20 protein-coding genes are annotated in these 18,652 nt (G+C 66.0%); 9 read left to right on the top strand and 11 right to left on the bottom strand.

The window, feature by feature from the left end:
• Window positions 1-144: 144 nt before the first annotated feature.
• Window positions 145-2,244 carry a M3 family metallopeptidase gene (locus tag NV382_RS12550; RefSeq protein ID WP_260597078.1) on the top strand — a complete coding sequence of 700 codons (2,100 nt, stop codon included), beginning with the start codon at window positions 145-147 and terminating at the stop codon, window positions 2,242-2,244.
• A gap of 147 nt (window positions 2,245-2,391) precedes the next feature.
• Here NV382_RS12550 and NV382_RS12555 read toward each other — a convergent pair whose 3' ends face one another.
• Both NV382_RS12555 and NV382_RS12560 read right to left on the bottom strand, forming a co-directional pair.
• Entirely contained in the window at window positions 2,392-2,664 is a 273-nt protein-coding gene (locus NV382_RS12555) for a GNAT family N-acetyltransferase (RefSeq protein WP_260597079.1), read from the bottom strand.
• An 87-nt stretch (window positions 2,665-2,751) separates the two neighbouring features.
• Window positions 2,752-3,666 (bottom strand): hypothetical protein, encoded by a 915-nt coding sequence (locus NV382_RS12560; RefSeq protein ID WP_260597080.1) that lies wholly within the window; start codon window positions 3,664-3,666, stop codon window positions 2,752-2,754.
• 97 nt (window positions 3,667-3,763) lie between these two features.
• Between NV382_RS12560 and recQ the strand changes: the two genes are divergently transcribed.
• The 6 genes from recQ to NV382_RS12590 are packed head-to-tail and all read left to right on the top strand — an operon-like array spanning window position 3,764 to window position 9,098.
• Window positions 3,764-5,542, top strand: a complete 1,779-nt coding sequence (recQ, locus tag NV382_RS12565) for a DNA helicase RecQ (RefSeq protein ID WP_260597081.1) — start codon at window positions 3,764-3,766, stop codon at window positions 5,540-5,542.
• A 2-nt stretch (window positions 5,543-5,544) separates the two neighbouring features.
• A complete protein-coding gene (locus NV382_RS12570) occupies window positions 5,545-5,979 on the top strand; it encodes a protein tyrosine phosphatase family protein (RefSeq protein ID WP_260597082.1) in 435 nt (144 codons plus the stop codon).
• 7 nt (window positions 5,980-5,986) lie between these two features.
• Window positions 5,987-6,403 carry a hypothetical protein gene (locus NV382_RS12575; protein WP_260597083.1) on the top strand — a complete coding sequence of 139 codons (417 nt, stop codon included), beginning with the start codon at window positions 5,987-5,989 and terminating at the stop codon, window positions 6,401-6,403.
• Between the two features lie 9 nt (window positions 6,404-6,412).
• On the top strand, window positions 6,413-7,381 hold the full coding sequence (locus tag NV382_RS12580; protein WP_260597084.1) for a sterol desaturase family protein: 969 nt from the start codon (window positions 6,413-6,415) through the stop codon (window positions 7,379-7,381).
• Window positions 7,315-8,898, top strand: coding sequence for a GMC family oxidoreductase (locus NV382_RS12585; RefSeq protein WP_260597085.1), 1,584 nt, complete (start codon window positions 7,315-7,317; stop codon window positions 8,896-8,898). The genes NV382_RS12580 and NV382_RS12585 overlap by 67 nt, the downstream gene beginning before the upstream one ends.
• Window positions 8,899-8,933: 35 nt before the next feature.
• Window positions 8,934-9,098, top strand: coding sequence for a hypothetical protein (locus NV382_RS12590; protein WP_260597086.1), 165 nt, complete (start codon window positions 8,934-8,936; stop codon window positions 9,096-9,098).
• 351 nt (window positions 9,099-9,449) lie between these two features.
• Here NV382_RS12590 and NV382_RS12595 read toward each other — a convergent pair whose 3' ends face one another.
• The 8 genes from NV382_RS12595 to NV382_RS12630 form a co-directional block, all read right to left on the bottom strand.
• Complete coding sequence (locus NV382_RS12595) at window positions 9,450-10,904, bottom strand: ammonium transporter (protein WP_260597087.1); 1,455 nt, start codon at window positions 10,902-10,904, stop codon at window positions 9,450-9,452.
• Between the two features lie 26 nt (window positions 10,905-10,930).
• The gene (locus tag NV382_RS12600; RefSeq protein WP_260597088.1) at window positions 10,931-11,269 is read right to left on the bottom strand and encodes a P-II family nitrogen regulator; all 339 of its coding nucleotides are present in this window, start codon (window positions 11,267-11,269) and stop codon (window positions 10,931-10,933) included.
• 146 nt (window positions 11,270-11,415) lie between these two features.
• Complete coding sequence (locus tag NV382_RS12605) at window positions 11,416-11,619, bottom strand: DUF2007 domain-containing protein (RefSeq protein ID WP_260597089.1); 204 nt, start codon at window positions 11,617-11,619, stop codon at window positions 11,416-11,418.
• Window position 11,620: 1 nt separating this feature from the next.
• Entirely contained in the window at window positions 11,621-12,226 is a 606-nt protein-coding gene (locus NV382_RS12610) for a pyridoxamine 5'-phosphate oxidase family protein (RefSeq protein WP_260597090.1), read from the bottom strand.
• On the bottom strand, window positions 12,187-13,119 hold the full coding sequence (locus tag NV382_RS12615; RefSeq protein WP_260597091.1) for a DUF5996 family protein: 933 nt from the start codon (window positions 13,117-13,119) through the stop codon (window positions 12,187-12,189). The genes NV382_RS12610 and NV382_RS12615 overlap by 40 nt, the downstream gene beginning before the upstream one ends.
• Entirely contained in the window at window positions 13,116-14,546 is a 1,431-nt protein-coding gene (gene tldD, locus NV382_RS12620) for a metalloprotease TldD (protein ID WP_260597092.1), read from the bottom strand. The genes NV382_RS12615 and tldD overlap by 4 nt, the downstream gene beginning before the upstream one ends.
• 102 nt (window positions 14,547-14,648) lie before the next feature.
• Entirely contained in the window at window positions 14,649-15,128 is a 480-nt protein-coding gene (locus NV382_RS12625; RefSeq protein ID WP_260597093.1) for a DUF3224 domain-containing protein, read from the bottom strand.
• A complete protein-coding gene (locus NV382_RS12630) occupies window positions 15,128-15,361 on the bottom strand; it encodes a zinc-finger domain-containing protein (protein WP_260597094.1) in 234 nt (77 codons plus the stop codon). Before NV382_RS12630 ends, NV382_RS12625 begins: the two co-directional genes overlap by 1 nt.
• A 198-nt stretch (window positions 15,362-15,559) precedes the next feature.
• Between NV382_RS12630 and NV382_RS12635 the strand changes: the two genes are divergently transcribed.
• Entirely contained in the window at window positions 15,560-16,486 is a 927-nt protein-coding gene (locus NV382_RS12635) for an ABC transporter ATP-binding protein (protein ID WP_260597095.1), read from the top strand.
• A gap of 152 nt (window positions 16,487-16,638) precedes the next feature.
• Here NV382_RS12635 and NV382_RS12640 read toward each other — a convergent pair whose 3' ends face one another.
• Window positions 16,639-16,800 carry a hypothetical protein gene (locus tag NV382_RS12640; protein ID WP_260597096.1) on the bottom strand — a complete coding sequence of 54 codons (162 nt, stop codon included), beginning with the start codon at window positions 16,798-16,800 and terminating at the stop codon, window positions 16,639-16,641.
• A gap of 159 nt (window positions 16,801-16,959) precedes the next feature.
• Here NV382_RS12640 and nadB point away from each other — a divergent pair, with 159 nt between their 5' ends.
• Window positions 16,960-18,546: an L-aspartate oxidase gene (gene nadB, locus NV382_RS12645; protein ID WP_260597097.1), complete on the top strand. Its 1,587-nt coding sequence runs from the start codon at window positions 16,960-16,962 to the stop codon at window positions 18,544-18,546.
• Window positions 18,547-18,652: the final 106 nt, after the last annotated feature.

The raw sequence follows: 18,652 nt of genomic DNA on the forward strand, positions 1-18,652 counted from the left end.
ATTGTGAGTTTAGGACGGCACTTGCGGCCCTGGATCCCAGATCAAGTCCGGGATGACGGTTTGGGTTGGGGTAGGCGCGTTTTCCCCTTGCCGTTCACCCGCTGAGGTTCAAAAGCTGCCATCTACCCCGTGCAAGGAATTTCGATGATCGCTCGCCTGCTTGCCACTTCCGCCCTCGTCCTTGCCGTGCCGGCCGCGGCGCAGAGCAATCCCTTCGCCAAGCCCAGCACGTTGCCCTATCAGGCGCCCGATTTCCGCGCGATCAAGGATGCCGATTACCTGCCCGCCTTCGAGGCCGGGATGAAGGAGCAGCGCGCGGAGATCGCGGCGATCACCGCCAATCCGGCCGCGCCGACGTTCGACAACACGATCGCGGCGGTGGAGAAATCCGGCCGCATGCTCGACCGGGTGAGCACGGTTTTCTTCGCGCTGAGCCAGGCCAATACCAACGATACGCTGCAGGCGGTGGAAACCGAGATCACGCCCAAGCTGACCGCGCATGGCGATGCGATCGCGCTCGACCCCAAGCTCTTCGCGCGGGTGAAGACACTGTATGACAGCCGCGCGACGCTGAAACTGTCGGTCGAGCAGGCGCAGTTGCTCAAGGTGACGTACCAGCGCTTCGTGGACGCCGGGGCGCAGTTGAGTGCTGCCGACCAGGTGAAATTGCGCGCGCTGAACACGCAGATCTCGACCTTGCAGACCGCGTTCCAACAGCAATTGCTCGCCGGGACCAAGGCTGGTGCGCTGGTGGTCACCGACGTGAAGAAGCTCGACGGGCTTGGCGCCGACGGCATTGCCGCGGCGGCCAAGGCGGCGGCGGATCGCGGGATGCCTGGCAAATGGGTGTTGCCGCTGCAGAACACCACGCAGCAGCCGGCTTTGGCCTCGCTGACCGATCGCGCGACGCGCCAGGCCTTGTTCGAGAAGAGCTGGACGCGCACCGAGCAGGGCGATGCCAACGATACGCGGGCGACGATCGCTTCGCTTGCGCAACTCCGCGCGCAGAAGGCCAAGTTGCTCGGCTATCCGACCTATGCCGATTATTCGCTGACCGATCAGATGGCCGAGACATCGACGGCGGCGAAAGCGTTCCTGACGCAATTCGCGCCGGCGCTGGCGGCCAAGCAGCGCGAGGAAGCGGGCGAGATCCAGGCGCAGATTAAGGCGACTGGCGGCACGTTCGAGCTCAAGCCGTGGGACTGGGATTTCTATTCGGAGCAGGTGCGGAAAGCCAAGTACGACCTGGATGGCGATGCGCTGAAGCCCTATTTCGAGATCAACAAGGTGCTGACCGACGGCGTGTTCTATGCCGCGACCGAGCTCTACGGCATCACCTTCAAGGAGCGGAAGGACCTGCCGGTCTATGACCCGGACATGCGCGTGTTCGAAGTGTTCGAGCAGAACGGCACGTCGATCGGCGTGATGTATTTCGACTACTGGAAGCGCGACAACAAATCGGGTGGCGCGTGGATGTCCAACTTCGTCGGGCAGTCCAAGCTGCTCGGCACCAAGCCGGTGATCTACAATGTCGCCAATTTCACCAAGCCGGCAGCGGGCAGCCCGGCGCTGATCAGCTTCGACGACGTGACGACGATGTTCCACGAATTCGGCCATGCGCTGCACGGGCTATTCGCCGATCAGGTGTATCCGACGCTGTCGGGCGCTAATACGGCGCGCGATTTCGTCGAGTTCCCGTCGCAGTTCAACGAGCATTGGGCGCTCGATCCCAAGGTGCTCAGCCATTATGCAGTGAACTACAAGACCGGCGCGGCGATGCCGCAGGCGTTGGTCGACAAGATCCGCCGCTCGCAGACGTTCAACCAGGGCTATTCGACCGGCGAGGCGCAGGAGGCGGCGGCGCTCGATCTCGCCTGGCATTCACTGCCGGCGGACGCCCCCAAGCAGGACGTGGATGCGTTCGAGGCCAAGACGCTGGCTGGCATGGGGCTGGACACGGCGCATGTGCCGCCGCGCTACCGGACGAGCTATTTCTCGCACATCTGGGGCGGCGGCTATGCCGCGGGCTACTATGCCTATGCCTGGACGCAGATGCTCGATCATGATGCGTTTGCCTGGTTCACCGCGCATGGCGGGCTGACGCGCGCCAACGGCCAGCGCTTCCGCGACATGATCCTGTCGCGCGGGCACACGCTGGATTACGGGCCGATGTTCCGGGCGTTCTACGGCAAGGACCCGGATGTCGGGCCGATGGCGGAATATCTGGGGCTGACGGGGAAGTAAGCGCCGCGTCGTTCCGCCCGGAGGGCAGTGCGGCGCAAGCCATCTGTGTTCTCCCGCGAAAGCGGGAGCCCAGGGTTACGAGGGTGGCGCTTGTGGCTCTGGGCCCCCGCTTTCGCGGGGGAACGGTCGACATAGGCGCGGCTATGCTTACCCAAGCAAATCCTGGGTTTCCGGATGCCGCTCGATATAGGCTGCGACGAAGCTGCATTCGGGGCGCACCTTCAATCCACGCGCGCGCGCCTCGCCGAGTGCGTAGCCGATCAGTCGGCTGGCGACCCCCTGGCCTTCCAGCGCCGGCGGGACGATGGTGTGGGTGAAAGTGATGGTATCGCCCTGCAGCGCATAGGCGGCGAAGGCGATTTCGCCGTGCAGAGCCAGTTCGAAGCGGCTTTCGGCGGGGTTGTCGTGCGGTTGGGTCATGCAGCGAATATAGGGGCCGAGCCTCGTTCGTCACCCCATTTGACCAGCGGGACGCTGGCTCATGGCCGGGGCGACGGGTGGAAGGAGCTACCCGCAGGTCAGCCGGATCTGCTTGGCCGGTTTGTCGAACACGATTTCCGAGCAACGGCCGAGCTGATCGGCCCCCAGCGACAGGCGATCGTGGTTGGGGTCGCGCTTCTTGCCCTTGGCCACGACGACGACCTCCTCGGGATCGGCTTTTTCGGGCGTGCCTTCGGCAATACCGGTGGCGTTGCCGCCATCATTGGTGCGCACGCCGAGCGTGGCGATCGACAAGGGCCCGAGCGACAGCGGACGCGCGAAGTTCATCGTGCGCACCGGGCGCTGGATGCCGAACACGATCTCGGTCGGCACGCTGTCGCCGCTCAACCGGCCGTCCTGCGTGGCGGCCAGGCGCAAGGCGGCACCGGCATTGGCCAATGTGCGGGCATGATAGGGATCGAAGCGCACGCGCATCGGCTGTCCGCCGACCATGATCTGCGCGTAGAGGCCGGCAAAGCCGCCGAACATCCCGCCGCCGTCGATCATCGGCAGCGCCACCGTGCGTTCGCCGGCGATGGCCGCGCGGAGCACGAAGCGGATCACCGGCTCCGGCAGATCGGCCGGACCGATCGTGCCATCGGCGACCGGCGCGTACTCCAGCTTGCCCCAACCGACGCGACGCTTGAACACGCCCTGCCCGGCATCGAGCTTGGCGACCGCGGTGCGATGTTTCGCGTCGATCGGTCCGACGGCATAGCTGAGGCCGATCATGCCGCCCTTCAGCCCGGCGCGCGTGGCGAACGCCTCGCTCACCAGCGGCACGCCGGGCGCACCGGGATCGATGCGCAGCCGCCCGGGCATCCCATCGACGGTGACGGGGACGATCCCATCGCCCGTGACGACACGCTCTTGCGGCGGAGAAGCCGCGCCGCCGAGCAGGCCGAACGCCACGAACGTCAGTGCTGTCTTGAACCGTCCCATGCCTAGCCCCCTTATCCCCGCGGTTGTTCTCGCCCGAGGTAACGGCAATTTCAAGACGGCATTGCGGCACCGGCCCGCGGCCCCTAGGTCCGCGGTGATGCCACGTGATCCCCTGCCCCTGTTGCACTCCACCTTTGGTTTTCCCGGTTTTCGCGGCGTGCAGGAAAGCGTCGTGTCGCGCGTGCTGGCGGCCGAGAATACGCTGGCGGTGATGCCGACCGGCGCGGGCAAGTCGCTATGCTATCAACTGCCCTCGGTGGTGCTGGACGGGACGTGCGTCGTGGTGTCGCCGCTGATCGCGCTGATGCACGATCAGCTGCGCGCCGCCACCGCCGTCGGCATTCGCGCGGCCACGCTGACCTCGGTCGATACCGACCAGATGGAGACGATGGCGCGGTTCCGGCGCGGCGAGCTCGATTTGCTGTACGTCGCACCGGAGCGCGCCTCGGGCGGGGCGTTCCGCGAGTTGCTCACCCAGGCGCCGCTTGCCTTGTTCGCGATCGACGAAGCGCATTGCGTGTCGGAATGGGGGCATGATTTCCGCCCCGATTACCGCCTGCTGCGGCCCTTGCTCGATCACTTCCCGGACGTGCCACGGCTCGCGCTGACCGCGACTGCCGACAAGGTGACGCGCGACGATATCCTCGATCAACTCGGCATACCGCGCGAGGGGATGATCGTCGCCGGGTTCGATCGGCCCAACATCCGCTACACGATCACGCCCAAGGACAATACGACGCGGCAGATCGCCGACTTGATCGCCGAGACGCCGGGCGCGGGGATCGTCTATTGCCAGAGCCGCGCCGGTACCGAGAAGATGGCCGAGGCGCTGGCGCGGTCCGGGCGGCCGACGCGCGCTTATCATGCCGGGCTCGATCCGCAGGTGCGCGCGCGCAACCAGGCCGATTTCGTGGCGAGCGAGGACATGGTGATCTGCGCGACCGTGGCGTTCGGCATGGGCATCGACAAGCCAGACGTGCGCTTCGTCGCGCATGCCGGCATGCCCAAGTCGATCGAATCCTATTACCAGGAAACCGGCCGCGCCGGGCGCGATGGCGATCCGGCGGTCGCGCATCTGTTCTGGGGCGCAGAGGATTTCGCCAAGGCGCGGCAGCGGATCGGCGAAGTCGAGCCGGCGCGGCAGCAGGGAGAGCGCGTGCGGTTGCAGGCGCTGGGTGCGCTGGTCGAGACGCCGGGGTGCCGCCGGAAAATCCTGCTCAAGCATTTCGGCGACGAGGCGCCGGACAATTGCGGGAATTGCGATAATTGTATCAATCCGCCGGGCGCGGTGGATGCGACCGAGGTCGCCAAGAAGGTGCTGTCCGCGGTGTTCCGCACCGGGCAGAGCTTCGGCATGGGCTATATCGAGCAGGTGCTGACCGGCGTTTCGACCGAGCGCAGTCTGATAAACGGGCATGAGGCGCTGGGCGTGTGGGGCATCGTCTCGGGTGACGAGCTCACGCTGCTGAAGCCTGTGATCCGGGCATTGCTGCTGCGCGATGCGCTGCGCGCCAACGATTTCGGCGGCCTGGAATTCGGCCCCGGCGCACGCGGCATCCTGAAGGACGAGGATGCGGTGTCGCTGATCCTGCAGCCCAAGCGCGAGCGGCGACGCGGGCGCGGCAGCAGCGCGGGGACGATCGCCAATCCGAGCGGCGATCCGTTGTTCGAGGCGCTGCGCGCGAAGCGTCGGACATTGGCGGCGGAAGCGAGCGTGCCGCCCTACGTGATCTTCCACGATTCCGTATTGCGCGAGATGGCCACGGCGCGGCCGCGCAACCTGTCGGCAATGGAGCGCATCACCGGCGTTGGCGTGCGCAAGCTCGAGGCTTACGGTGAAGCGTTTCTGCAAGTCATCCGCGAACAAGGAGCCTGATCATGGCCGTTATCCGCCGCATCGACGACCATATCTCGGTCGCGCCCCAGATCCAGCCGGAGGATCTCGCGGCGATCGCCGCCGCCGGCTTTACCGCGATCGTCAACAACCGCCCCGACGACGAGGATGCCGGGCAGCCATCGGGCGCGGCGATCCGCGCGGCGGCGGAGGCGGCGGGGCTGGCCTATAGCGCGATCCCGGTGACGCAGTCGGGCTTCTCGCATCCGCAGATCGACGCGATGGCAGCGGCGCTTGCCGCCTCGCCCGGGCCGGTGCTGGCCTATTGCCGATCCGGCACGCGCAGTTGCAACCTGTGGGCACTGGCGACGGCCAAGACGGATGGTCATCCTGACACGCTGATGGCGAAGGCGGCAGCGACCGGGTATGACCTGACCGGCATACGGCCGCTGCTGGATGCGCTGTCGTCCGGCCGGTAGCGCAGCGATGGACTGGGTGCAGCTCGGCGGGTCGCTGCTGGCCGTCCTGGGGCTCGCTGGCGTGGCGCGACTGCTGAAGCTCGGCGAAAGCCGCATCGGCGATGCCGCTACTGCAAAAGCGATGGCGGAAGACATGCTGGTCGGGTTCGAGGCGCGCACGGCGATCGTCGGCACCGACGGCAATGCTGCGTTGGTCGCCGGCACCTTCGGCAGCAATGGCTGGGGCGTACCCGGCACGATCGCGGTCCTCAAACGCCATGGCGCAAAGGTTGCCGCGCGCCGGCTGCTGCCGCCGCTGACGTTGCTGCCGGCGGTGGAGGGCGTCGAGGTGGATACCGGCGAGCGGTTGTTCGGGCGCGTGCTGCTGTTCGGCGTGGTGGACCACGATGTGCGCATACTGGAAGCGTCACTGACAAGGGTGTAAGCAGCTCATATGGAGCTGCCCGACATCGTCCAATATGCCGTGCCGGGCTTCGTCCTGCTGGTGCTGGTGGAGATGATCGTCGCGCGGTTTCGCGATACCACGCGCTACGAACCGAAGGACACGCTGACCAGCCTGGCGCTGGGTCTCGGCAGCACCGTGGCGGGCGCGCTGACCGCCGGCATCGCCTATGCCATGGCGGTATGGGTGTGGCAGTTCCGGCTCTTCGACATCGGCTATGCGTGGGGATGGTTCGTGCTCGCCTTCATCGTCGACGATCTGGCCTATTACGTGTTCCACCGCCTGGCACACCGCGTGCGCTGGTTCTGGGCGAGCCATGTCATCCACCATTCGAGCCAGCATTATAACCTGTCGACCGCACTGCGGCAGACCTGGACCGGGTTCATCTCCCTGGGCTTCCTGTTCCGCCTGCCGCTGGCGCTGATCGGTTTTCCCCCGGCGATGCTGGTGTTCGTGGCGGGTATCAACCTGGTCTATCAGTTCTGGATCCACACCGAGGTGATCGGCCGCTGCCCGCGCTGGTTCGAAGCCGTGATGAACACGCCGAGCCACCACCGCGTGCACCACGCGATCAACGCGCAATATCTCGATCGCAATTATGCCGGCGTGTTCATCGTCTGGGACCGGATGTTCGGCACGTTCACCGCCGAACGCGACGACGATCGGCCGCGCTACGGCATCGTGCACGATCTGGGATCGTTCAACCTGGTGTGGGCGGCGTTCCACGAATGGGTCGGCATCGCGCGCGACGTCTGGGCAGCGCCGGGCATTCATGCGAAACTGAACTACATGATCAAGCCGCCGGGGTGGAGCCATGACGGCAGCCGCGACACGTCGGAGATCATCAAGCAGCGCTGGGCCGCGAGACAGCGGCAGGCGCAGGAGGGAGCCGCGTGGAAGAAGCCGATATCGTCGTCGTCGGAGGGGGATCGGGCGGCAGCGCCGCAGCCGGGCGGCTGAGCGAGGACGGCCGCTATTCCGTCGTCTTGCTGGAGGCGGGCGGACGCAATACCGGACTGCGCACGCGCATCCCGGGCTTCATCGCCTTCCAGACAGAGAAAACCAACTGGCGGTACGAGACGGTGCCGCAGGCGGGGCTGAACGGCCGCAGCGGGTTCCAGCCGCGCGGCCGGGGGCTTGGCGGGTCGAGCGCGATCAACGCCATGCTGTACTTGCGCGGCAACCGCTGGGACTATGACAATTGGGCGGCGCTGGGCTGCACCGGCTGGTCGTATGACGAGGTGCTGCCGTGGTTCAGGCGCAGCGAATGCAACGCGCGCGGCGCGGATGCGCTGCACGGCGGCGATGGGCCGCTGCACGTCTGCGACCAGCGATCGCCGCATGCCGGATCGATCGAATTCGTCGAGGCGGCACGCAACCTGCAGATCCCGGTGAACGAGGATTTCAACGGGGTGTCGCAGGCCGGGGTCGGCCTTTATCAGGTGACGCAGCACAAGGGCGAACGCTGGAGCGCGGCGCGGGCCTATCTCGGCACGGCGCGCGCCAATCTCGACATTCGCACCGATGTGATCACCGAGCGGGTGCTGTTCGAGGATGGGCGCGCGTGCGGCGTGGCGTACCGGCAAGGCGGGGTTGAGCGGACGCTACGGGCGAGGCGCGCGGTGGTGCTGGCGGGGGGCGTGTTCGGCACGCCGCAATTGCTGATGCTATCGGGGATCGGGCCAGCAGCGCATTTGCGCGAGCATAATATCGCGGTGCGCGTGGACCGGGCGGCGGTGGGCGCGAATTTGCAGGACCATGTCGATTATGTTGCGGCGTTTGAGACGGAGGGAACGCACTTCCTGGGCCAATCGCTGAAGGGCACGGTGAAGATGGCCGGGGCGATGATCGAGTGGTTCCGCAAGCGCACCGGCACGATGACCTCGCCCTTTGCCGAATCGGGCGGGTTCCTGACGATCGCCGCCGACGCGCCCGCGCCCGACGTGCAGGTGCATTTCGTGCCGGTTGTGCTGGAGGATCATGGACGCATCAAGGTGAAGGCGCACGGCTTCAGCTGCCATGTCTGCGTGCTGCGGCCGGAAAGCCGTGGCACGGTGCGGCTGCGCTCGGCCGATGCGGCGGCGGCGGCGCTGATCGATCCCGCCTTCCTCACCGACCGGCGCGACATGGAGTTGCTGAAGAACGGGGTGCGCGCGATGTACCGCATCCTGCAGTCGCCGCCTTTGTCGGCGCACCAACCGCGCGATCGCCATCCGGTCGACCTGGACGATAACGAGGCGCTGGAGGCGCTGATCAGGGCGCGGGCGGACACGATCTACCATCCGGTCGGTACGGCGCGGATGGGATCGGACGACGGGGCAGTGTGCGATCCGCGGCTGCGCGTGCGCGGTGTGGGCGCGCTGTACGTCGCCGATGCGTCGGTGATGCCGAAACTGGTCTCGGGGAACACCAATGCGCCGTCGATCATGATCGGCGAGCGGTGCGCGGCGTTCGTGATGGACGATCTCGGCGCGTAGGCGACCGTTCAGCTTCGCCTGCATAAGGCGGGCGCATGGACAGTAAGTGGAACAAGGCCGGCCTGGCCGCCGTCATCCTGCTCGCGCCCGGCGGGTTCATTCTCGGGGGTACGCTGGCGGTGCGTTATTGGCAGAAGCGGCGTGCGCAGGCGGAGGGTGCCGTCGAAGCGGAGGATCTCGGTGACAAGCGCGCACGCTGATCCATAGTGCAACGACTTCACCTATATCCGTTCGTGCTGAGTAGAGACCGAGTAGCGCGAAGCGCGTATAGAGGGCTTGTATCGAAGCACGGCTGGAGCGCGAGGCGCATGTCCTTCGATACGCCATCTCGATCCGCCCTGCGGCTACTCGACGGCTACTCAGGACGAACGGGAGGGTGAGGATACCGAAAGTCACCAAGCTCTAATCATCGCGATCAAGTCCCTGCGCACCGGGGAACACTATAAACGGCGACTTTCAAAAAAGGGCCGGTGCGTTGCCGCACCGGCCTAAGGTCGTCCGCAGGAGGAACGTCTTGCGCGGCGCCGGTCGTGACCGGCGCCGCAAACCGGTCAATAATTATAGGCGCGCTCGCCATGTTCGTTGATGTCGAGGCCTTCATGCTCGACCTCGGCGCTCGGGCGCAGGCCGATCGTCGCCTTGAGGATCGTGAACAGCACGAACGACACGCCGCCCGACCAGATCAGCGTCACGCCGATCGCCTTGGCCTGGGTCAGCAGCTGTGCGCCGATGTCGTAGAGCTCCGGATGGAACGCCGCAGGCATTACGGTATAGTCGAAATAGCCCTGCCCGCCGAGCGCCGGTGCCGCGACGATCGCCGTGCCGAGCGCGCCGACGATGCCGCCGACGCAGTGCACGCCGAACACGTCGAGCGAGTCGTCATAGCCGAGCTTGTTCTTCACGGTCGTGACGAAGAAGAAGCAGACGACCGAGGCGACCGCGCCGAGCACGATCGAGGTCATCGGTGCGGCGAAGCCGGCCGCGGGGGTGATCGCGACGAGGCCAGCGACCACGCCCGATGCCGCCCCCAACAGCGACGGTTTCTTGTGCACGATCTGCTCGATCACCGCCCAGGCGATGCCGGCTGCGGCCGTGGCGACGAAGGTGTTGATGAAGGCGAGCGCGGTCACCCCGTTCGATTCGAGGTTCGAGCCCGCATTGAAGCCGAACCAACCGACCCACAGCAGGCTGGCGCCGATCATCGTCATGGTCAGCGAGTGCGGCGGCATCGGCTCGGTCTTGTAACCCAGGCGCTTGCCGACGACGATCGCACCGACCAGCCCGGCGATACCGGCATTGATGTGCACAACGGTGCCGCCGGCGAAATCGAGCGCGCCCCAGCCCCAGATCAGGCCATGGTCGTCCGGTGCCGCGGGCAGGAAGTCCGGGCCCGCCCAGTACCAGACCATGTGCGCCATCGGGAAATAGACGATCGTCAGCCAGGCGACGACGAAGATGATCAGCGGGGTGAACTTGATGCGTTCGGCAAACGCGCCGACGATCAGCGCCGGCGTGATGCACGCAAAGGTCATCTGGAAGATCACGAAGACATATTCGGGCAGGTACACGCCGTTGCTGAACGTCGCGCCGAAGGTCGTCGCATCGACGCCCTTCAGGAAGACCTTGGAGAAGCCGCCGACGAAGAGGTTGAGGCTGCCACCATTGGTGAAGGCCATCGAATAGCCCCAGCACACCCAGACGAGCGAGGCGACGCAGACGATGGTCAGCACCTGCATGAGCACCGACAGCATGTTCTTGGTGCGGACGAGGCCGCCGTAGAACAAGGCGAGGCCCGGCACCGACATCATCAGCACCAGGGCCGAGGAGATCAGCATCCAGCTGACATCGCCCTTGTTGACCATCGCGGCGGTCGGCACGAACGGTGCGGCGGCCGTGGCGGCAGCGGCCGGTGCGGCCTCGGCGACATTCTGCGCCCAGGCGGGGAGCGCGGCGAACAGCGCCGCTCCCGCGGCGGCGATGCCGGCATATTTGGTTGTGGACTGCATCATTTCCCCCTTCATGGTCGCGGCCGTCACAGCGCGGTCTGATCGGTTTCGCCGGTGCGGATGCGCACCGCCTGCCCGACATCGAGGACGAAGATCTTGCCGTCGCCGATCGCGCCGGTATTGGCCGAGGACTGGATCGTCTCCACCACGCGGGGCGCGAGATCGGACGCGCAGACGATCTCGATCTTGATCTTGGGCACCATGTTGGTGCTGTATTCCGCGCCGCGATAGATTTCGGTCTGGCCCTTCTGGCGCCCGAAACCCTTGACCTCGGTGACGGTCATGCCCGCGACGCCGATCTCGGTGAGCGCTTCGCGTACCTCGTCGAGCTTGAACGGCTTGATGATGGCGATGACGAGTTTCACTCGGTTAGCCCCCCTTTGTTGTCCCGGGGGAAAGCTTAGCAATTGCCGTGCCAGAGTGGATGCAAAGCGTGCGCACGCGCCGCAAGCGCCAAGCGGCGGCCTGGGCGAGGATAAAATTGGTGCAGTTGCGAGATGATGCCCGAAAATCAGGCAGAGGCAGCGACGATCGCCTTTGCTGCGGCGAGATCGTCTGCATCCACCATCACGCGCACGGCGATGAACAGGTAGCTGCCATCACCGATGCTGGATTCGCCATCGAAGGCGATGGCGGGGATGCCGTCGGACTCGAGCCGCCCGATCAGGATATGCGCCTCGTTGCGGTTGAAGCGGCCGAGTTCGGCGAGCGCCATGCTAGCGCGCCGGCTGCGTGGGATTGCGGACCGGCAGCCCGTCGATGCTGGTGGTACGCCTGGCATATTTGCCGAAGCGTTCGGCATCGCTGGAGGCGATATGGTATTTGGACAAGGTCTGCCGCTCGCGCTCGAAGCTCATGTGCGGCACGCCCCAGCCGCAACTAGTCTGTGCCTGATCGATGTCGACGACGAAGATCTGCCGCGTGCCGGGCAGCAGCGTAAACGACGCGCTGAGGTCACTCCAGCCATCGTCCTGCGGCAGGACGGGCGTGCCGCGGCCGTAGAGGCGCAGGATCAGCGCGGGATTGTCGAACGCGCAGAACATGATCGTGATGCGGCCGTCGGCGAGGAGATGCGCGTTCGTCTCGTTGCCGGAACCCGCGACATCGAGATAGGCCACGCGGTGGTCGTCCAGCACGCGGAAACAGTCCATGCCCTTGGGGCTGAGATTGACGCGGGCATCGGCAGCGGCGGTGGCGACGAAGAACACCGGCTGGAGCGCGATGAAGGCGCGGTGATCGTCGTCGAGGGCGGGAAAGAATTGTATCGTCCTGCTCCTGGGGGTCAGACGGCGCGTGGTATCTTGGGGCGGCCGAGCGGGCATTCGAGGGCGTCCCGATCCCATGCTGCCAGATCGGCGGCGGCGTCATAGCTGGTGTGGCAGAAGGCGAGCAGCGCGGCGTCCGGATCGGGCGCCGTGCGCACCGCGTCATAGGGCAGGATGAACTCGCCGAGGGTTGCATCGAACACCGCTGCAGCCGGCTCAACCTTCGCATCGGCATAGCCGGCCGGGGCGGGATAGGCGTAGGCGTAGAACGCCGCCTGCGGATAGGCATCGCTGCCCGGCCAGAAGCCGAGGCTGGCTTCCTCCGCGCTATAGGCGTCGCGCGTCACGGCATCGGGCAGGCCGGGAACGCCGCCGGGATGCGGTGGAGCGCTGCGGCCCGAGAAACGCGTCGTGGCGAGATCGAAGCTGCCCCAGAAGAAATGCGTCGGGCTGGCCTTGCCGAGAAAGCCGGTGCGGAACTGTTCGAACACGCGCGTCGCCTGGATCAAGGCGCGCCAGAAGGAACGGACAGCGTCCGCATCATAGGGGCGCTCGGCATGGTCGTCGGCGAAGCGCACCGGATCGGGCATCTCATTGGGCAGATCGTGGATGACTACGGTCACATCGAGTTCGGCAAGTGCGGCCAGCACTTTTGCGTTGAACTCGGCGATGCTGCCGGGTTCGAGCGCGATGAGGCGTTCGCCGCCATCGCTGGTCGTCAGCACGACCGCGTCGGCCAAGAAGTCGAACGCGATCTCCAGCATGCGCGTATCGCAGTGGATCGGCGACGTCGTGAGACCCCGCGCGGAGACGTAGAGCGGCACGTGCCAGCTATGGTTGAGCCACGGCGCCAGCGCGAGGCGGATCTTGCCGACGATCTGCGTGCGCAGCTGCAGCGCGACCGCCGTGTCGCGCCACGCCGGCCAATCGAGCGCCGGCCAGGTGGTCACACCGCGGTACCGCCGACGGTAAGCCCGCTCATCAGCACGCTCGGCTGGCCGACGCCGGCGGGGACACTCTGCCCGCCTTTGCCGCACATGCCGACGCCCTCGTCCAAGGCGAAATCATTGCCGATACCGATCACCTTGGTGAGGGCACTGGGGCCGTCGCCGATCAATGTCGCGCCCTTGATCGGGGCGCCGAGGCGGCCATTCTCGATCTTGTACGCCTCGGTGCAGCTGAACACGAACTTGCCCGAGACGATATCGACCTGCCCGCCGCCGAAGCTCTTGGCGAAGATGCCAATCTTCACGCGCGAGAGGAGTTCGGCGGGATCGTCGCGGCCGGCGCGCATGAAGGTGTTGGTCATCCGCGGCATCGGCGCATGCTGGAACGATTCGCGGCGGCCGTTGCCGGTCGGCGCGACGCCCATCAGCCGGGCGTTGAGGCGATCCTGGATATAGCCCTTGAGGATGCCGTCCTCGATCAGGATATTCTCCTGCGTCGGCGTGCCCTCGTCATCGATGCTGAGCGAGCCGCGGCGGTCGGCGATCGAGCCGTCGTCGATCACGGTGACGCCGGGCGCTGCAACGCGCTCGCCGATCCGCCCGGAAAAGGCCGACGTGCCCTTGCGGTTGAAATCGCCTTCGAGGCCGTGGCCGATCGCCTCGTGCAGCAGGATGCCGGGCCAGCCCGGCCCGAGCAGCACGGTCATCTCGCCCGCCGGCGCGGCGACCGAATCGAGATTGACCACCGCCTGCGCCAGCGCCTCGTCGATCGCGCGGTTCCATGTCTCGGGCTGCATCAGATCGTCATAGAGGTACCGACCGCCAAGCCCGAACGTGCCGGTCTCGCGCCGGCCGTTCTGCTCGACGACGATCGAGACGTTGAGACGCACCAGCGGGCGGATATCGGTGGCGACGAAGCCGTCGGCGCGGACGATCTCGACCACCGACCACGAGCCCATCAACGCGACCGACACCTGCGCGACACGCGGATCGCGGGCGCGGGCGGCGGCGTCGATCGTCTGGCACAGGTTCACCTTGTCGGCGAACGGCACCAGATCGAGCGGATCGGCATCGGTGTAGAGATGGCGGTTGGTGCCCTGCGGCGGCGGTGCCTTGGCCGCGGTCGACGGATCGATCAGCGCCATCGTCTCGCCGGCGCGCAGGATCGCCGCACCGCTCAGCTCATTGGCATGCGCGAAGGCGGTGGTCTCGCCCGACACCGCGCGCAGGCCGAAGCCGGATTGGGTATCGTAGCTCGCGGTCTTCAGCCGGCCATCGTCGAAGCCGAACGCTTCGGACTTGCGGTATTGGAGGTAGAGCTCGCCATCATCGGCCTTGCCGAGCACCTGCGCGGTAAGGCGCTGCGCCTCCGCGGGATCAAGCTGGCCATCATGGTAGAGGAATGCGCGGGGGTCTGTCGGGCTGGTCATGGGACAGAGATAGGGGTGGTCCCTGCCCGCGTAAATGGGCGCTCGCTCTGCCAATATGCCAAACGTCGCCCCGGACAGTTCCGGGTTCACGGGAAAACGACCTCAGCGCCCTGCCGGCAACCTATATGCTAGATCGTAGAGATGCTTGTCGTCCTTGATCTCGATCGTGAACGTGCCCGTAATCCCCTCCAGTGCGCCGGTGCCGCTATCGGGGGCGATGATCACCGACAGGTCGCTGCCGCCCGCCTTGGTCATCGTACCGCGGTGCAGCAGCAGGAAACCGCCGGCGTGGCCGTCGACGATGCCCCGAAACTGATCGATCGCGACATAGCCCGCCGCCTGGCCGGGCTTGGGCGTGCCGGCGGCGAGCATCGTGCCGGTCGCCGTGCCGGCCATGCCGCCGCTGAACGTCTTAACGATGCCCATCCGGCTGGTCGGCATGCCACCGGCCGGTGCATCCTGCGCCTCGGGCGTGATGACGACCTCGAACGTTCCGGCAGCGTGCTTCATCGCGGTTCCCTCAGGGGCAGGCGCGGCGCCGATCGCGGCGAGCAGGGCGATCGAGAACGCCCAGCGACGCATCAGATGCTGGCGCCGGACGGGATATCGCTCAGCGTGGATTGATCGACGCCGTCGGCCGGGCCGCCGATCAGCACGAAACGCCGATCACAATAGCCGCAATCGATATAGCCATGTTCGTCGATCTCGAGAAAGACGCGCGGATGGCCGAGCGCTGCGCCGCCAGGGATGTCGGTGGCGCCATCGCAAGTGTTACGCCGATGGGAGACGCGGGTGATTTCTGGCGGGGCGATCATGCGACTCGCGATAGCAAGGGTGGCGGAGGCAAACAATCCTCCCCGGCACGGGGAGGTGGTAGCCGAAGGCTGACGGAGGGGGACCTCCCCAAGCGTAACGCTACCGGCCCGCCCCCTCCACCAGCTTCGCTGGTCCCCCTCCCCGTTCCGGGGAGGATTTGCGTTGCGCATCGCGGCTCAAGTCTTATTCCCTCCCGCATGACCGAAGCCGCCACCAGCATCGCCAACCTCTGCAAGACGTACAGCGGCGGCAAGCGCGCGCTCGACGATGTGTCGTTCGAGGTACCGCGCGGCCAGATCTTCGGGCTGCTCGGGCCGAACGGCGCCGGCAAATCGACGCTGATCAATATCCTGGCCGGCCTGGTCAACAAGACCAGCGGTAGCGCCACGATCTGGGGCTTCGACATTGACGCGCACCCGCGCAACGCCAAGGCGTCGATCGGCATCGTCAACCAAGAGATCCTGTTCGACCCGTTCTTCTCGCCGTTCGAAACGCTGGAGATCCAGGGTGGGCTGTACGGCGTGCCCAAGGCCAAGCGCCGCTCGATGGAATTGCTGCGCGCGGTGCATCTCGAGGATAAGGCCAACGCCTACGCCCGTACCCTGTCGGGAGGCATGAAGCGGCGGCTGATGGTGGCCAAGGCGATGGTCCATTCGCCGCCCGTCCTGGTGCTCGACGAGCCGACGGCGGGTGTCGACATCGAATTACGCCAGCAGCTCTGGGCCTATGTGAAGAGCCTTAATATGCAGGGCGTGACGGTGGTGCTGACGACGCATTACCTGGAGGAAGCCGAGCAGCTCTGCGACCGGATCGCGATCATCAACCACGGCAAGCTGATCGCCAACAAGCCGACTCGCGAATTGGTCGGCATGGCGACCGAGAAACTGGTCGAGGTGACGGTGGATCGCGACGTGTTGGCGACGCCGGAGAATGCCTGCTTCCACAAGATCGAGCTGAAGGGCACGCGGACGCTGGCGATCACCTATGCCAAGGACAAGGTGAACGCCGGCGAGGTGCTGGGTGCGGTGCAGGCCGATGGCTATGGGATCGTCGATGTCTCGACTCGGGAAGCCGATCTAGAGGATGTGTTCCTCAATCTGACGCGCGCTGCGAACGCGGGCTGACGCTGATTTGGAGTCGCAGTTCCCCGGCGGAGGCCGGGATCCAGTTACGATGGTCGATGTAACAAGGCGCGACTTTCGCCAACGACTGTCTCACGACTGGACCCCGGCCTTCGCCGGGGAGCTGCGACGGCGGATGGGATGAATATTCCCAGCTACCCCGCGCCGTTCAACTCGCGGGATCGTTTCGCCAGCTTGAGCGCCTCGTCGATCAGTTCGGCACTATGCGCTTCCTCCTTCACGGCGATGGCCAGGCAATTCAGGGCTTCTTGATGGAGGCGCGCAGCGCGGGAAGAGGGCTGGGCATTCTTGGTCATTTTGGTCACGCCCGCCCAAAGCGCGGATCGATCGGACGTTCCACCGGTTCGTCGCTCGCGCGCCGATTTGCCTTCGGCGTCGGTTGAAGCGTAGGCGCATCGCGCAGCGCAACATTGGCGCGGGCATTCGGAGTGAGCATGGCGGGCAGTAGCGCAAACATGAGCGACGTGCTGATCATCGGCTCCGGCGCGGCCGGACTGACCGCGGCGCTCAACCTGGCCGATCGCTTCAAGGTGACCGTGCTCGCCAAGGGGCAGCTAAACGAAGGCTCCACCGCCTGGGCACAGGGCGGAATCGCTGCCGTGCTGGAGCCCGGCGATACGTTCGACAGCCATATCGAGGATACGATGATCGCCGGTGCGGGCCTCAACGACCGCGCCACCGTGGAATTCGTCGTCGAGGGCGCACCCGCCGCGATCGAGCGGCTGGCCGAGCTTGGCGTACCGTTCAACATGGAAGGCCCCGACGGACAGCGCGTGCGCCACCTGACGCGCGAGGGCGGGCATTCGCACCGCCGCATCGCGCATGTCGACGACGCGACCGGCTGGGCAGTGCAGGAGGCGTTGCAGAATGCGGCGAGCGCACACCCCAACATCACGCTGGTGCCGGACATGGTGGCGATCGACCTTGCCACCGGCCGGCACGAGGAACGCTATTCGGGCGCCGGGCACGTCTGGGGCGTGTACGCGGTCAACCGCGCGAGCGGCAGCGTCGAACTGTACACCGCCCGCGCGACGATCCTGGCGACGGGCGGCGCGGGGCGCACCTATCTGTTCTCGACGGCGCCGCGGGGCGCGACCGGGGACGGCATCGCCATGGCCTGGCGCGCGGGCGCGCGCGTCAGCAACATGGAGATGATGCAGTTCCACCCGACCTGCCTGTACCATCTGGAGGTCAAGAACTTCCTGATCACCGAGGCGGTACGCGGCGAAGGCGGGCGATTGATCAACCCGACCACCGGCAAGCGTTTCATGACCTATTACGACGAGACGCGCATGGAACTGGCGCCGCGCGATATCGTCGCGCGGGCGATCGATGCCGAGATCAAGCGATACGGCCTGGACTATGTCCATCTCGACATCAGCCACATGCCGCCGGAATTCGTCACCCATCACTTTCCAACGATCCACGAAAAGCTGATGCGGCTGGGCATCGACATGACCAAGGGGCCGATCCCGGTCGTCCCGGCCCAGCATTATACCTGCGGCGGGATCGTCATCGATCTGGATGGCAGGACCGATCTGCCCGGGCTGTATGCGGCTGGGGAATGCAGCGAAAGCGGGCTGCACGGCGCCAATCGCCTGGCGTCCAATTCGCTGCTGGAGTGCTTCGTGTTCGGCGAGGCGGCGGCCAAGCATATCGCCAAATGCTGGGACGAGCTGCCGCCGCCGCCGCCGATCCGCGCCTGGGACGAGAGCCGCGTCGAAGATTCGGACGAGGAAGTCGTGATCAAGCAGAACTGGACCGAAATCCGGCGCTTCATGTGGAATTATGTCGGCATCGTCCGCACCACCAAGCGCCTGGAGCGCGCCCAGCACCGCATCCGGCTGCTGACCGAGGAAGTGAACGATTACTACGGCCACTTCCGCGTCACGCCGGACCTGATCGAGCTGCGCAACCTGCTGCAGACGGCCGAGTTGATCGTGCGATCGGCACTGCATCGGCACGAGAGCCGCGGCTTGCATTACACGCTGGATTATCCGGAAACGCTGCCGGTTGCCGTCGATACCGTGCTCGTGCCGTAATTCTTGGCGATTCAAGCGGTTAGCCCGAGTCGCTCCGCCGTATTTCAGCGACGGTTCATCGCAGCCATGTCAAAGCCCGCTTTCCAACCATGCGCACCTGGTGAAG

It is taken from the genome of Sphingomonas endolithica (assembly GCF_025231525.1).
In the GTDB taxonomy this organism is placed as follows: Bacteria; Pseudomonadota; Alphaproteobacteria; order Sphingomonadales; family Sphingomonadaceae; genus Sphingomonas; species Sphingomonas endolithica.